Annotated in this window: 14 protein-coding genes; 6 read left to right on the forward strand and 8 right to left on the reverse strand. The window is 65.6% G+C overall.

The genetic code is table 11. The annotated features are described in order from the left end of the window. Positions 1-96 precede the first annotated feature (96 nt). Positions 97-756 carry a glycoside hydrolase family 25 protein gene (locus ACIBW7_RS00840; protein WP_397044106.1) on the forward strand — a complete coding sequence of 220 codons (660 nt, stop codon included), beginning with the start codon at positions 97-99 and terminating at the stop codon, positions 754-756. A gap of 67 nt (positions 757-823) precedes the next feature. On the opposite strand, the gene ACIBW7_RS00845 is transcribed toward ACIBW7_RS00840, so the two are convergent. Further along, on the reverse strand, positions 824-2893 hold the full coding sequence (locus ACIBW7_RS00845) for a PhoX family protein (protein ID WP_397042809.1): 2070 nt from the start codon (positions 2891-2893) through the stop codon (positions 824-826). Between the two features lie 280 nt (positions 2894-3173). Between ACIBW7_RS00845 and ACIBW7_RS00850 the strand changes: the two genes are divergently transcribed. Further along, positions 3174-3419 carry a hypothetical protein gene (locus ACIBW7_RS00850; protein WP_397042811.1) on the forward strand — a complete coding sequence of 82 codons (246 nt, stop codon included), beginning with the start codon at positions 3174-3176 and terminating at the stop codon, positions 3417-3419. Between the two features lie 59 nt (positions 3420-3478). On the opposite strand, the gene ACIBW7_RS00855 is transcribed toward ACIBW7_RS00850, so the two are convergent. Together ACIBW7_RS00855 and ACIBW7_RS00860 are read right to left on the reverse strand one after the other, a co-directional pair. After that, on the reverse strand, positions 3479-4282 hold the full coding sequence (locus ACIBW7_RS00855) for a hypothetical protein (RefSeq protein WP_397042812.1): 804 nt from the start codon (positions 4280-4282) through the stop codon (positions 3479-3481). Positions 4283-4364: 82 nt separating this feature from the next. Then, on the reverse strand, positions 4365-4907 hold the full coding sequence (locus ACIBW7_RS00860; protein ID WP_397042814.1) for a lipoprotein LpqH: 543 nt from the start codon (positions 4905-4907) through the stop codon (positions 4365-4367). 146 nt (positions 4908-5053) lie between these two features. Between ACIBW7_RS00860 and ACIBW7_RS00865 the strand changes: the two genes are divergently transcribed. From ACIBW7_RS00865 to ACIBW7_RS00880, 4 genes are read left to right on the forward strand one after another with little or no spacing between them, the layout of a single operon-like run. Next, the gene (locus tag ACIBW7_RS00865; protein ID WP_397044107.1) at positions 5054-6370 is read left to right on the forward strand and encodes a hypothetical protein; all 1317 of its coding nucleotides are present in this window, start codon (positions 5054-5056) and stop codon (positions 6368-6370) included. Further along, positions 6370-7401 (forward strand): hypothetical protein, encoded by a 1032-nt coding sequence (locus ACIBW7_RS00870; protein WP_397042816.1) that lies wholly within the window; start codon positions 6370-6372, stop codon positions 7399-7401. Before ACIBW7_RS00865 ends, ACIBW7_RS00870 begins: the two co-directional genes overlap by 1 nt. Continuing rightward, complete coding sequence (locus ACIBW7_RS00875; RefSeq protein ID WP_397042818.1) at positions 7401-8936, forward strand: tetratricopeptide repeat protein; 1536 nt, start codon at positions 7401-7403, stop codon at positions 8934-8936. Before ACIBW7_RS00870 ends, ACIBW7_RS00875 begins: the two co-directional genes overlap by 1 nt. Then, on the forward strand, positions 8933-10198 hold the full coding sequence (locus ACIBW7_RS00880) for a CHAT domain-containing protein (RefSeq protein ID WP_397042820.1): 1266 nt from the start codon (positions 8933-8935) through the stop codon (positions 10196-10198). Before ACIBW7_RS00875 ends, ACIBW7_RS00880 begins: the two co-directional genes overlap by 4 nt. A 4-nt stretch (positions 10199-10202) precedes the next feature. Here the strand turns inward: ACIBW7_RS00880 and ACIBW7_RS00885 are convergent, their stop codons facing one another. The 5 genes from ACIBW7_RS00885 to ACIBW7_RS00905 form a co-directional block, all read right to left on the reverse strand. Further along, entirely contained in the window at positions 10203-11042 is an 840-nt protein-coding gene (locus ACIBW7_RS00885) for an alpha/beta fold hydrolase (protein WP_397042822.1), read from the reverse strand. Positions 11043-11142: 100 nt separating this feature from the next. Then, positions 11143-11562, reverse strand: coding sequence for a hypothetical protein (locus tag ACIBW7_RS00890; protein WP_397042824.1), 420 nt, complete (start codon positions 11560-11562; stop codon positions 11143-11145). A gap of 34 nt (positions 11563-11596) precedes the next feature. After that, positions 11597-11953, reverse strand: a complete 357-nt coding sequence (locus ACIBW7_RS00895) for a nuclear transport factor 2 family protein (protein WP_397042826.1) — start codon at positions 11951-11953, stop codon at positions 11597-11599. A 155-nt stretch (positions 11954-12108) separates the two neighbouring features. Then, the gene (locus ACIBW7_RS00900) at positions 12109-12597 is read right to left on the reverse strand and encodes a GNAT family N-acetyltransferase (RefSeq protein ID WP_397042827.1); all 489 of its coding nucleotides are present in this window, start codon (positions 12595-12597) and stop codon (positions 12109-12111) included. A 93-nt stretch (positions 12598-12690) separates the two neighbouring features. After that, complete coding sequence (locus ACIBW7_RS00905) at positions 12691-12987, reverse strand: hypothetical protein (RefSeq protein ID WP_397042829.1); 297 nt, start codon at positions 12985-12987, stop codon at positions 12691-12693. Positions 12988-13033: the final 46 nt, after the last annotated feature.

The raw sequence follows: 13033 nt of genomic DNA on the forward strand, positions 1-13033 counted from the left end.
GGGCGATTGTCGCTATCGTCGAACAGCATGGATAGCACTCGTTGGAGATCCACTCGCGCTGTGGCGTTGTCCGCGATCACGGTGGGCAGCATCCTGATGGCTACTTCGGCGGGCACGGCGGTGGCCGAACCGAGCGGGCCCGACGTGTCGTCGTGGCAGCATGTCGACGGCCGGTTCATCGACTGGTTCGCGGTGCGAGGCGCGGGGCACGCTTTCGCCATGCTGAAGGCGACGGAGGGCGTGAGTTACGTCAATCCGTATTTCGTGCCGGACAGCATTCTGATGCGGGCGGCGGGCGTCGCGCGCGGGACGTATCACTACGCGCGACCGAATCTGCCGCCGGAGCCGCAAGCGGCGCTGTACGCGACGGTCGTGCTCGGACAGAACGGGCCGCTGGATCTGCCGCCGGTGCTCGATCTGGAGAATGCGGGCGGACTCGATCCGGCCGGACTGATCAACTGGACGCACCGGTATCTGAATACCGTGCAGGCCCTGACCGGACGGGTGCCGATCGTCTACACCTATCCGAATTTCTGGAAGACGGCCATGGCGAATACCGATGAATTCACCAGGTATCCGCTCTGGATCGCCGACTACCGCGGCAACGAACAACCCGAAGTCCCGGGTGGCTGGCCGGCGTGGACGTTCTGGCAGACCACCGACAGCGGCCGCATTCCCGGTATCGCGGGCGGCACCGATGTCAACGTATACGGCGGCGCCCAAGGCGATTTCGCGCGCTACGCCAATATGGGCTGAACACAGCACGAAACCGCTACTCCCTGCAGGTTGTCGAGTAGCGGTTTCGTGTGTGCGGGGGAATCGATCAGGCGCCGATTCGCCCGCCGCCCTTCTTCCACACCGAGACAACGGCGGGTCTTGGCAGACTATCGCCACCATCGGGCCAATGCGAGGCGGGCTTTTCCGCGGTCGCGTCATCGCGCTCGCCCGGATGCTGGACGCACACGGTGACCCGCTGCTCCGACACCGTCGGACCGCAGGTCTCGGCGCCGAACGGGACGGTCAGGAATTGTTTGGTCTCACCGCGATTCGGCCCGTCGAGCACCACCGAGAACAGCCCGTCATTGGCGCCGTTGGCGCGCGAGGCATCGGTGGAGATCCACAGATTGCCGTAATCGTCGAAGGCGAGATTGTCCGGTGCCGCGATCGGGCTGACCTTGGCCTTGTCGAAGCCGGCGAAGTAGGTATCGGTGGTCTTCGGATCACCGCACAGCATGAGGATATTCCAGGTGAATGTGGTGCCCGCGTGATCATCGTCGAGTTCGAGCACCTGCCCGAATTTATTGATATTGCGCGGATTCGCCTCGTCGATGGCGGGCTTGCCCTGCGCGCCGCGCTGCTCGTTGTAGGTCAGCGCGACATAGACCTTGCCTGACTTGGGGTTCGCCTCGAAATCCTCAGGGCGGTCCATCTTGGTCGCGCCGACCTTGTCGGCGGCCAACCGGGTGAAAACCGAAACCTCTTCGGCGGTGAAGCCGTCCACCTTCGAGGCAGCCTTGCCGTCCTCGCCGGTGACCAGTAGCGGAATCCACTGGCCGGTACCGGTGAAGCCCTTATCCGATGGCACCGTGCCATTGCCGTCGATCTTGTCCGGGTGATCGCCGGTGAATTTGGCGACATACAGCGTGCCCGCGTCCAAAATCGTCAGGTTGTGCCGCATGCTCGCCTGGCCATTGCCGGACTGCACCTTTCGCGAAGAGACGAACTTGTACATGTAATCGAAGCGCTCGTCATCGCCCATATAGGCGACGACGGTGCCGTCCTTGGCGACATGAATGGTCGCGGCCTCGTGCTTGAACCGGCCGAGCGCGGTGTGCTTGATCGGCGCGGCCGCCGCATCCCACGGATTTACCTCGATGACCCAGCCGAATCGGTTGGCTTCGTTGGGTTCCTTCGCCAGATCGAAGCGCGATTCGTGCCGCTCCCATTTGCGCTCGGAGGCGCCGTTCGGGAAGCCGTAGCGCTTGAGCCTGGCCTTGGCGGCCTCGTCGGTGACCTTATCGCCGTTGGCGAAGTACTGGTTGATGTTCTCTTCACCGGAAAGCACTGTGCCCCACGGGGTCAGGCCGCCCGAGCAGTTGTTGAGAGTGCCGAGCACCTTGGTGCCGGACGGGTCGGCGCTCGTCTTCAGGAAGGCGCTGCCCGCGGCGGGCCCGGTGACCATGAATTCGGTGGTGCCGGTAATGCGACGGTTGTATTTGCCGAATTCCGGTGTCAGCTTGCCGATTCCGGATTCGCCCTTGACCTGGACCACCGAAAGACCGTGCGCGGCAATGGCGGTCTGGTAGTGCTCGAGTGCGGGCTCTTCCTTGTTGTAGCCCTTGAACATCTGCGGTTCGGTGGTGTACTCGTGATTCACCACCAGCAGGTAGGTATTCGCCTGCCCTTCGATGGGCAGTAGCGCAGCGAAGTCGTTGTTGAAGCCGAACTGTTCGGCCTGTGCGGCCGCGGACTGAGCACTTGCATCGAACTTCGGTGCGTCGGCGAACAGCGGGTCGCCCCAGCGGATCACGACATTGTGCTCGTACCCTTCTGGAATGACCAGTGCGTCATCGGAATTCGCCGCGACGGGTTTGAAGTTGGTGCCGACCGGCACACCGTCGACCAGCGAGCCGCCCGCCGCCAATTCGACCTTGTCGTCTCCGCAGGCCGCGAGCATACCGGCCGCGCCGACCGCGACCACGACCCCCGCACTGCCCTTCAACATGCCGCGCCGCGTCAGCGCCGCGCGCACCATATCGCCGAAGTATTCGTTCTCGGAAGTGTTCGGAACCTCATGGAAGCAGGCGTTGCCGCATTTGTACTGACAGGTGATGGCCGAGCGCTTCGGCTGACCGTCGTGCTTCACGAACAGGGCGAGGGGCTTCGGTGTCACGATGAACTCCTGACATAGTGCTGACCGGCGCACCGTAAGCCGCTCAGGCAATCCACAGGAAACAGTCAGATGAACGTGCGACCAATTAGGTAACCCTCAATTTGCGAAGCGATCGGGCCGCGTCTGCCCGCTATCCTGGCACTGACCGGGTACTACCGCTCTTAGCTGGTCGAACACCCTGGATTTCGGTTGAGTCACGTAACGCGCTACTCATGTGCGACTCCCCTCCCAGGAGGAGGATCGGTCACAAGGACATGAGTACCGAGTCAGGAGTAGTGCGATGACTATGTCCGAAGGAAAATCCCAGCTCACCCCGCAGGCGCTGGACTATCTCGACTCGATCCTCGCGGGCGCGGTGGCGGAGGCCCGCGTCGTACTCGTCGACCACGAACACATGGGTGAAGAGGGCGACGGCGGCTGCAACCGGTGTACCCACCCCACCTGTGTCGGGTTCATCCCGGGCGGTGGTGCGGTCTGCAAGCGCCCCACCTGCCGGCACAGCTTCTTCAGCCACCGCGTCTTCTGACGCGCAAACAAATATTGCTCCCGTTCGGTGATGAACGAGAGCAACATTCTGTTCCGGGGCTACGCATTGACTTGCAGTGCAATCACGACCTCTTGTTCGTTCTCCGGCAGATAGTGGACCTGGATGATCCGACCGACCTGCACCTGGGCCACGCTGGCGGGCGGCAGGAACTTGTCCACGCTCGCGGTGAAAGTCGTTCCATCGGGCCGGGTGACGACCAGGCCGAGCTCGATCTTGGAATACCCGTTGCGAATTTCGCCGGGCACCGCAAGCGATTGCACGACGGCCTGAGCGGTAATGCCGCGCTCGGCGATATCGAGTTTGGCCTTGGTGGTGAAGCCCTTTCGGATCATGGATTCGTTCATGGCGCGCTGGGCTGCCGACATATCGCCGGAGCGGTCGACCTCGACCTTGTCGGTGCGATCGGGCAGATAGCGCACCGGCAGCACGACACCGGGCTGCAGCAGGGCGAGTTCGGTGAGCGGAACGATCATTTTGGCGTGCGAGTCGAAGATCTTGCCGTCGGCGCCCTCGACGCTGAAGTCGATGCGGATCTGCGGCTGATCGTTGACGGTGAGGCCGGTCTGCCGGAAGGACTTGATGGTGCCGATGCCGACCAGACCATCACGGAAGGCCGAGCTGTTGTTGCCGGTGAAGGCCGCCATGATGCCCTCGCCGGTGAAGGCGAAGACGATCGGGACGATGGTCAGGGCAATGATCGGCAGCGCCATCTGCGGCCCGACCCAGGCGAGCACGCCATCGTCGAAGGGGCCTGCGCTGGTGTAGGTGAAACCGTGCCAGAGGTAGTAGCCGATCGAGAGGACGAAGAACGCGGCGGCGAGCGAGCGGGCGATGTTTTTCATGATGTTCCCTTGTGTATGAAGAGGTTTGCCCCGCTCACGCCCCTCATATCAAGGGGCGTAAGCGGGTTTGTCATGGCGCGGGTCAGCCGCCGACCACGGTGGAGCAGGCGAAGGTGATGTCGAATTTCGAGCTCTTCGGGCCGGCGGTCGGATTGGTGAGGTCGGGCGCACCGACGCCCTCACCGGTGACCTTGTAGGTGTTGCCGTCCTTGACGACCTTGGCCGAACCACCGGGCATGCCGTTACCGAAGCCGAGGGCGTAGGGCAGGCCGCTGGCGCCGCCCTTGCTGCCCGCGACCGCGACGGCCTGGACGTTGTCGGTGCCGGTGATGGAGGCGCTCACGCTCAGGGTGCCGTAGGTGGCGTTATTGGTGTCGCTGAGCGCGAGGGCGAGGGTGTCGCCCTGCTTGGCGCAGGTGGTGTCGAACTTGCCGTCGAGCGCCTTGCCGTCGACCGAGGCGGTCGACTTGCCCGATGCCGGCGCCGGGGCGGCCGAGGTGCCCGGCTTGGCCGAGGTGGTCGGCGAGCTGCCCGAGTCGTCGCTGCATCCGGTGACGAAGAGGGCGAAAGCGGCGGCCGAGGCGGCGAGGGCGGCGGCGGAGATGCGGACCGGCTTGGTGTTCATGATCTGTTCCTTTTGCTTCGTTCGGCTCCGGTGTTGGGCCGATACGAGAAAGGTAGGAATCGAACGCGCCCTACCGATCCCAGGTTTTTCGGAGTCTGAAACGGACGAAGTTCCGTTAACCTGGTCGAATGCGACGCCCGCGCGCGATGGTGCTGGACGAGGTTTGGCGCCGACTCGAGGGCGTCGAACCGCTCAGTGGACCCCACGGCGGACCGCTGCGGCGGACCGTGAAGCTCATCCTGGATCCACTGGTCATTCGCCCTGTGCAGAATCCGCTGTGCGCGGGCCCGATCCTCACCGCCGACGGCGCGGTCCTGCTCGCCACCCGAATCCATGCCGCCGCCGATGTACTGCGCGCGACGGCGGCCTGGTTTTCCCTGCTCAAACAGGTCCGGCGGGGGCTGCGGATCACCGAGGGCAATCCGCAGGATCTGTATTTCCAGCGCGCCTTCGAACTCGCCACCACATCCGGTATGCCGGATCCGAACCGGGACCGGGCGACAGCCGAGGCGACACTGCGCGACGTCCACGAATTCGCGGCGGGGCGCACGACGCAAGCGCTCAAGGAGTACATCACCGCGGGTGCGCGGACCGCCGAACTCGACTCGTTGATCGATATCGCATGGGGACGGCGTCCGGTGGGCGGACCGACCGGCGAGCACGCCGAACTGTTCGCGACGCTGCTCGATGCATCCGCGGCTCGCGACGGTCGCAGCGCCGAGGGGCAGCGGACATTCGATCTACTGGTCGCCGTCCATGCTGGGACGCACGGCGGAATCCGACTATGGGACAACAGCTTCGAGCCGACCGCACATCAGCTCGGGCTGACCGCCGTGCCGGTTCCGCAGCCGCCGGAGCTCGGTTCGTCGGCCTCGAAGGCCAGTCTCGGGCTGCCGTTCGACCGCACCATCTACGAGCGCGTATTCACCGTGCTGCAGGCGTCGAGTGAACGGGCCGAACTGCCGCCCATTCCGGAATTGGTGACCACCGAGATCGCCCGAAGTTGTTCGCCCTGGGCACTTTTGGATGAATCACTGCGGGTCACGGCGACGGCGGGGGCCGCGCTGGCGCTCGGGTTGCGGCCGATCGCATCTGCCGACACCGGTGGCGCACAATCGACTGCGGCGCATCGGGTGATCAATAGCCGCTGGCAGCGAGAGGCATACGTCCTGCAGGCGCGGCGGCTCGCGGTGCGCACCGATATCGAAATGCCCAGCGGCCCACTGGGGGCCATCGCCACCGAACTGCGCACGCCATGGCGCCCCTATCTGCGGCGGCTGTGGGTTCGTCTGCACGGCCGTGATGTCCGGGAGTTCGGCGTTTACGAGCCGGACGAGCTGTGGGATCTGCTCGATGGGGTGGCGCGCTCGGTTATGTTGGACCATCGCATGCGGGTCAAACAGGCGCTCAGTGTGCGTTCCCTTGTCACCGAGCCGGATCCGGCGGAATCGAGGGCCAGCTGATGAGTGCGACCGTGCGGATCGAACCGGGCGGGGACGGAATCTGGATTATCGCGCCCGAGGGCGCGCCGACGGTGCTCGACGATGCCGCGGCGATAGACGTTCTGGTGCTCGAGGTCGTCGGCGGTCATTTGTCCTGGAGTCTGCTTGCCGGACAGACGATTCCGGCCGCGGTGATCGATGATGTCGAGCTCGCCCAGGACTGGTTGTGGGCGGTATACGGCGAGCGGATCGCCGTTGCCATTGCCGATACCGAGAGCGGCGAAACCGAATTCACCGACGAGGCCGAACCCGTGGTGCCGGATCTGGTGGCCGCCGCCTGGCGGCTCGGATTCGCGTATTGGGCGGCACGCTGGTGGCCCGCATCGACGATCGATGGCATCGCCGCGCTCGACGACCGGCTGCTGGACCAGGAGATATCGATCCTGCGCATGCGATGTGAACCGCTCCTCGATGACGAGGAGCCCGCCTCGGCCGACGAGTCGGCACTATCGGTCGAAATATCCCCTCGCGCAGAAGACTATGCGCTCGCCGCCGGTGGTGGAGCCGACCGTCCAGCCGAGGCACTGTCCCTCGGACGCGGCACCGGCGGATGGGATTGGCGACGGTGCCCGCCCGGCCTCATCGACGCGTCCGAACGGGCGGTGTCCTGGGACTCGACCCGCGGTTCGGGCACTACGACGGTCCGCGTCACCGCGGTGGCCGCGCCCCAATTGGGCTCGGCCGCACCAGCACACCTGCGCCCGCGCGCCGTCATCACCACCCCCGTCGGCACCGCCGAGGCCGAGTTGGATCTGGTCGGCGATCTGTGGACCGGCGCGGCCACCACGCCGTCGGATTCCGTTTCGACGGTGGATGTCTATGTGCCCGGTGTCGGTGCGCCCGGCGAACCCGACTTGGGTGGTCCCGAGATCCGGCGACAGATACGTGAGCTCGCGGCCGCCCGGTTGCGTCGGGCTACCGCGGCCGACGATGCCGTCGATGCGCCGCTCCTTGCCGAAATCGCCGCCGCCGCATCGGATTCGGACTTCTGATGCCGGTGGATGACGGTCGCGAGCGACTTGCCGAAGGAGCGGCCGCCTATCAGCGCGGCGATGTCGCCGAGGCCAGGCGGCTGTTCGAGGAAATCGCAAGGACCAGCACGGATGGCCTGCGGGTCAGCGCGCTGGTCAATGCCGCGAGCATGTCCGATGAACTCGGCGATCATGCCGAGGCGATCGTCCTGTTCCGCGAGGCGCTCGCGGAGATGCCCGCAGACGCGATCGAAAAGCGGCCCGCCGCACTGATCAACCTCTCCCAGGCATTGCAGCACGTCGGCGATCTCGATGGTGCGCAGGAGGCGCTGGAGCAGGCGCGCGCACTGCTCACCGAACACAATGACGAGAGCATGCAGCGGGTGGCCTGTCTGCTATCGCTGACCGCGGTGGCATTCCATCGCCAGAGCTGGGCCTACGCAATCGAACTCGCCACCGAATCATTGGATGCGGCAGTACGTTTCGCGCCGCACCTGGCCGGACATCCGCTCTCGACGCTCGGCGGGATCTACTTCGAGACCGGACGGCGCGAACTCGCCGTCGACTTCATGGGCCAGGCGCTGGCGGCCTTCGATGCCGCCGGTGATCGCAATGCCGTCGCCGAGACGGAACAGAATCTGGCGGTCATGTACGTCAGGTTGGATCGGTTCGACGAGGCGGAACCGCCGCTGCGGTCCAGCCAGGAGTATTTCGAGCGCGCCGAACTCGGATATCGCGCGGGCGTCGGGCTGAAGACCATGGGTTTTCTCGCCGAGGGCCGTGGCGATACCGATGCGGCGCATCAGCTCTATCGCCGCGGCCTCGACTATTTTCAAGAATCCGGTGCGGTGCTCGATGCCGCCGATGTGCGAGTGCGCCTGGCGACCGTGGCGTACTCGAACGGACAATACGACGAGGGCGAAATCCTCATCGGCGAGGCCTTCGCCGCGTATGCCGAGCGCGGTCTCGGATTGCACTGTGCCCAAATCGATTTCTGGCATGCGGCGCTGTTGGAGTCGGTCATCGAGGCGGCCGAATCCCCGGATGCCGAGTTATTGGGGCGGGCAATCGGTCTCGCGGTGCCGTCGGCGCTGGCGATCGATGCCGTGCGCCACACCCTGCCCAATGGCAATCAACGCGAGAAATGGAACCGCCAGATCGCCGATCCGGCAATGCGGATGGCATTCCGGTTCGCCTATCTCTCCGGCAATGGTCCGCTGATCGTGGACCTCATCGAAACACAGTGCGCGGGTACGACATTGGATATCGCCAGATCCGCGGTCGGCGTGCCGCCGCGGCTGCCTCTCGAACTATTCGATCCACCGGCTGAGCCGGCCCAACCCACGGTGCAGGTCGGGACCGGACCGCAACGTGGGTCGGCCCCGCAGTTGGGCACGGCGCTGGCCTCGGTCTCGGCGAGCGCCGGACTGCCGGTGGTGCCACCGCCGCGGGTGGCCGTCGCACCGGACGGACATATCGCATTGGCCGGGTATATCGAGGCCGCCGAGCTGCGGTACGGGCATCCGGTGCGGGACAGCCGGGTGCTGCCCGCATGACCCTCTCGGAACAACCGACCGTCATTGTGCGGATGGCGGATGCGGGCGATCTGTACATGTCATGGCGCTGGTTGCGCAACGAATACGCCCAGGGTGCGAGCATGCTGCCCGGCGATGCGATCACCGATGCCGTCGAACGGTTCGCGCAGGCGCTGCCGAATCCGGCGGTGCCCGGCGGACTCGAACGTGCCATGACCACTGGCGCTTTCGCCTCGTACGACGCGGAATATCTCGTTGCGCAGTCGCTTTCCCGCGCACTGCTGCCCTATGGCCTGGCAGCACAGTTGTACGACCTGCACGTGCGCGGTGTGCGTCCACATATTCGACTGCAACCCTCGCCCCGGGTAGCTCAGATCCCGTGGGAGGTCATCGCTCCCAGCCCGGAGCTGCGCCTGGTGGATATCGCCGATATCAGTCTGCTCGCTCCCGCCAGCATTGTGCACGGTCCGGACCGCACGGCGCGTGCCTGGTCCGAGACGGGTGTCCTTCCGGTAGTGGCCGTACTCGACCCGCGTATCCCGGGCTTTCGCGCCGATTCCGCGCTCGGCTCGGTCCTCGGCCGCATGGACCCCGAAGCCCCACTCGCCCGACGGGTTGCCGAATATTCGGCCAAGGGCCGTCTCCTGCCCGCGGTCGACGATCCGATCGACGCATTCCGCCGCACGGATATCGATCGCAGCTGGTTGAGCGAGGCGCTACGCGGCGGTGCCAGCCGTTTGACCTATGTCGGGCACGTAACCGCCGCAGCCCCCGAATCCGGCCAGAGCGAAGCCTCCGAACTACATCTCGCCTGCGACGCCGAATCCATCGGCTTCGCTACCCCCGTCCGAGCGCACCGCCCGCTCTCGGCCAAGGACCTACTGCTCGGCACCCATACCCTGACCACCGAACCCGTTGCCGGACCACAACTCTGGCCCATTCCGAGCCGAGTCGCCCTGATCGCCTGCGAAAGCGGCGGCGATATGCGCTTCAGCGAGGCCCTCGGCCTGGTCGCCGCCATGATCAACGGCGGCGCCGAACTGGTCACCGCCAGCCGCTGGCCGCTCCCCACCGACCTCGCCTTCCAACGCCTCGCCGGCGCGCCCCCCGACGCCCACCCCCTGCAAGACGCCATCTGCGCCATCGACGCCGCCCACGAACACCCGGACCCGGTAACCGCCCTCGCCACCTGGCAACGATCTCGCCTGACCGCCTGGCGCACCACCCACGCCATCGAACACTCCCCCCTCCTCTGGTCCGCCTTCGCCACAGTCCGCACCTGAGCGACTAAGTCCGATGGGCGAGGAGGTGTTCCATGATGAGGCGGGTGAGGGATTCGGGGGCTTCTTCGGGGAGCCAGTGGGAAGAGTCTTCGAGCATTTCGAAGCGGTAGGGGGCGGTGACGTGGGCGGCGGTGGCCAGGGCGGCGGTGGAGCCGATGGTGGGGTCTTCGGTGCCCCAGACGTAGAGGGTCGGGACGGTGATCGGGGCGGTCGGGCCGGCGAGCGGGAAGGCTCGGTACCAGTTGAGGGCCGCGGTGAGGGCATCGGGGCGGGTGAGGCGGTGGGTGTAGTCGTCGATGCGCTCCTCGGGAATCTTCCAGTCGAAGATCTTGCGGAGGGCGGCGGCATCGTCGGCGAGCAGGGCGCGTTCGGGGGTGCGGGGCTGGCGGAAGTAGGTGAAGTGTTGGGCTCGTCGGGCCTGGTCTTCGTCCTCGGTCAGGGCCTGCAGGAAGGCGGCGGGGTGCGGCTGCGATACGGCGGTCAGAGTTCGGATTCGCGCCGGGTGGTCGGCCGCTACCGCCCACGCGACGTGCGCGCCCAAGTCGTGGCCGATGAGATCGAAACGCTGCCAATCCAATTGGTCGGCGATGGCGATGACATCGGCGACCAACTCCTCGATGCGATAGTCGGCGACCTTGTCGGGTCGCACGCCCGATGAATAGCCGCGCTGATCGGGTGCGATCACATGGCAACCGCCGCCCCCGAGGGCAGTCAGCTGGAATTCCCATGCGATGGCCGATTCCGGAAAGCCGTGCAACAGCATTACTTCGCGCCCACCGGGTTCGCCACTGGTCAGGGCGTCGAAGGTGCCGAACTCGGTCGGGATCTTGGTTGCCTCGAGCACGGCCTCGACTCTAGAGGCAGGCACCGACCACAAACGCCGAACGCGGCATCGGACGGTGCCGATGCCGCGTTTCGCGGGGTTGGTCGACTGGATCCAATATTCAGCGGGCCTTGCGGATGCCGAGATACTGCAGGGCCGCGAATCCGCCGACGGTGGCTGCCTGCATGACGGTCCAGATCGAACCGACCAGATTCAGCTCGAGTGCGCCCTCGACGAGGGCGGCCAGGCTCACCACGACCCAGGCCGCATTACCCGCGGCGACCACGGCGGCGGCCTTGGTGTTGATGGTCTTGGTCATGCCGACCAGGGCGACACCGATGCCGTAGAGGGTCAAGAAGATTCCGATCGGGATGCCGATCCTGCTGTCCAGGCCGAGCAGAGATTCCAGCGGACCCGAAAGTGCCAGGTAGGCAAGGCCGTTGACGGTGGTGACGACCGAGTCCAGGCGCAGCGAGGTACGCAGCAGATTCTGGCCTGGGGCGAGCAGGGTGGACATGTAGGTGGGGGCTGTCGTGGTCATGACTGGTATTTCCTTCTGGGATAACGAGTTCGGATCAGGCCGTGGCGGGAACTTTGTCGAGGAAGCCGTAGACGTTCGCGATACGACCGTCCTCGATGACCGCGACGTCGAAGCCGACAACCACGGCGGGGGCATCGACGGGGCCGAGTTGCCAGGTGAAGCGCACCTGGTTGTGGTGGGCATCCACCGGTCCGGCAAGGGTGAAAACCCAACCCGGGAACTGGGCCTGGACACCGGCGATGGCCGCATCCAGTTGGTCGTGTCCGGCGACCGCGGCCAGCGGGTCGATGTAGCCGGCCTCGGGGGTGAACACGGCTTCGATTCCGGCCTTGCGGGCCGCGGCATCGGTGGTGTTCCAGACTTCCAGGTACTGTGCGACGAGCTCGTTCATGATGGCCTCCAAGGCTTCTGATCTGCGGTTTCGCTGTCGTTCCTACTGACAGGAACTACGTTATGAGCAGAGCCATGGGTGCCGAATCAGTCATCTATAAGTACTTTTCGCCGACGCATACGTATGCGGTCAGCGTGCCGAGGACCGTGCGCGGCTCACAGGTTCAAGAGCATCTCGAATTCCGGCCGTGGATCGCCGGGCGCGATCGTCCCCTGCACCCCGGTCCGCACGAACCCGTGCCGCAGATACAACCGCTCGGCCACCGCGTTGCCCGCGGCAACCTCCAACCACACCTTGCGATGCCCTACATCGACCGCCCAGTCGATCACCGATCGCACGAGACGATCCGAAATCCCGGTCCCACGGGACTTTTCAGCAACCCACATCGAAATCAAGTGCGCCCCAGGCCGTTCGGGATCATCCAGCCCGGCAGCCGTCCCGACGTCAGTGCCGTCGACGCTCGCCACGAACTGCGCACGCTGCGTCAGTAGGTCCGACCAATCCTGATCGGACCTGCTCCGCGCCTGCTCCAGCGTCGAGCCGAAGGCCTGTGGCGCATCGGCCAGGGCGCGCAGGCGAATGCTCCGAAATACCGCCCAGTCCTCGGGCGTCAGCAGCCGAACCCGTGGATCGACAATCCCCATCCACCATCTCTACTCGAATCCGAGTCCCCCGGCGAGTCGATTTCCGGTTGCCGAGCTGCGGCCGAGTCGGTCAGCAGCTCGGGCGCGGCGAACTCAGTGGTCGTCGTAGTGGCCGTTGTGCGCGGCGTGGTGATGGCCGTCGTGGAGGTAGTCGACGTGGTCGCCGTGTTGGACGGCTTCATGGCCGCAATTGGGGCCGTGGGTGTGGTCGTGGCCTACATGTTCGGTGTGGCCGGTGGGTTCGCATTCGTCCCAGTGACCGTTGTGTTCACGGTGCAGGTGGCCGCCGTGGGCGTAGTCGGTGTGGTCGCCGTGCGGGACTTCGGTGTGGCCGCAGCCGGGGCCGTGGGTGTGCTGGTGTTCGACGTGCTCGTGATGCGCTGTGGTCATCGGACCTCCTCGTTCCCATTGCTGGATTTGCGGCGCCGAAGCGAGA

Origin of the sequence: Nocardia sp. NPDC049526, from assembly GCF_044465765.1 — a bacterium.
Lineage (GTDB): Bacteria > Actinomycetota > Actinomycetes > Mycobacteriales > Mycobacteriaceae > Nocardia.

Bases quoted from the DNA above. Each gene is read 5' to 3' on its own strand.
- ACIBW7_RS00840 (WP_397044106.1), top strand. From the start codon at position 97: ATGGCTACTTCGGCGGGCACGGCGGTGGCCGAACCGAGCGGGCCCGAC.
- ACIBW7_RS00850 (WP_397042811.1), top strand. From the start codon at position 3,174: ATGACTATGTCCGAAGGAAAATCCCAGCTCACCCCGCAGGCGCTGGAC.
- ACIBW7_RS00855 (WP_397042812.1), bottom strand. From the start codon at position 4,282: ATGAAAAACATCGCCCGCTCGCTCGCCGCCGCGTTCTTCGTCCTCTCG.
- ACIBW7_RS00860 (WP_397042814.1), bottom strand. From the start codon at position 4,907: ATGAACACCAAGCCGGTCCGCATCTCCGCCGCCGCCCTCGCCGCCTCG.
- ACIBW7_RS00865 (WP_397044107.1), top strand. From the start codon at position 5,054: ATGGTGCTGGACGAGGTTTGGCGCCGACTCGAGGGCGTCGAACCGCTC.
- ACIBW7_RS00870 (WP_397042816.1), top strand. From the start codon at position 6,370: ATGAGTGCGACCGTGCGGATCGAACCGGGCGGGGACGGAATCTGGATT.
- ACIBW7_RS00875 (WP_397042818.1), top strand. From the start codon at position 7,401: ATGCCGGTGGATGACGGTCGCGAGCGACTTGCCGAAGGAGCGGCCGCC.
- ACIBW7_RS00880 (WP_397042820.1), top strand. From the start codon at position 8,933: ATGACCCTCTCGGAACAACCGACCGTCATTGTGCGGATGGCGGATGCG.
- ACIBW7_RS00890 (WP_397042824.1), bottom strand. From the start codon at position 11,562: ATGACCACGACAGCCCCCACCTACATGTCCACCCTGCTCGCCCCAGGC.
- ACIBW7_RS00895 (WP_397042826.1), bottom strand. From the start codon at position 11,953: ATGAACGAGCTCGTCGCACAGTACCTGGAAGTCTGGAACACCACCGAT.
- ACIBW7_RS00900 (WP_397042827.1), bottom strand. From the start codon at position 12,597: ATGGGGATTGTCGATCCACGGGTTCGGCTGCTGACGCCCGAGGACTGG.
- ACIBW7_RS00905 (WP_397042829.1), bottom strand. From the start codon at position 12,987: ATGACCACAGCGCATCACGAGCACGTCGAACACCAGCACACCCACGGC.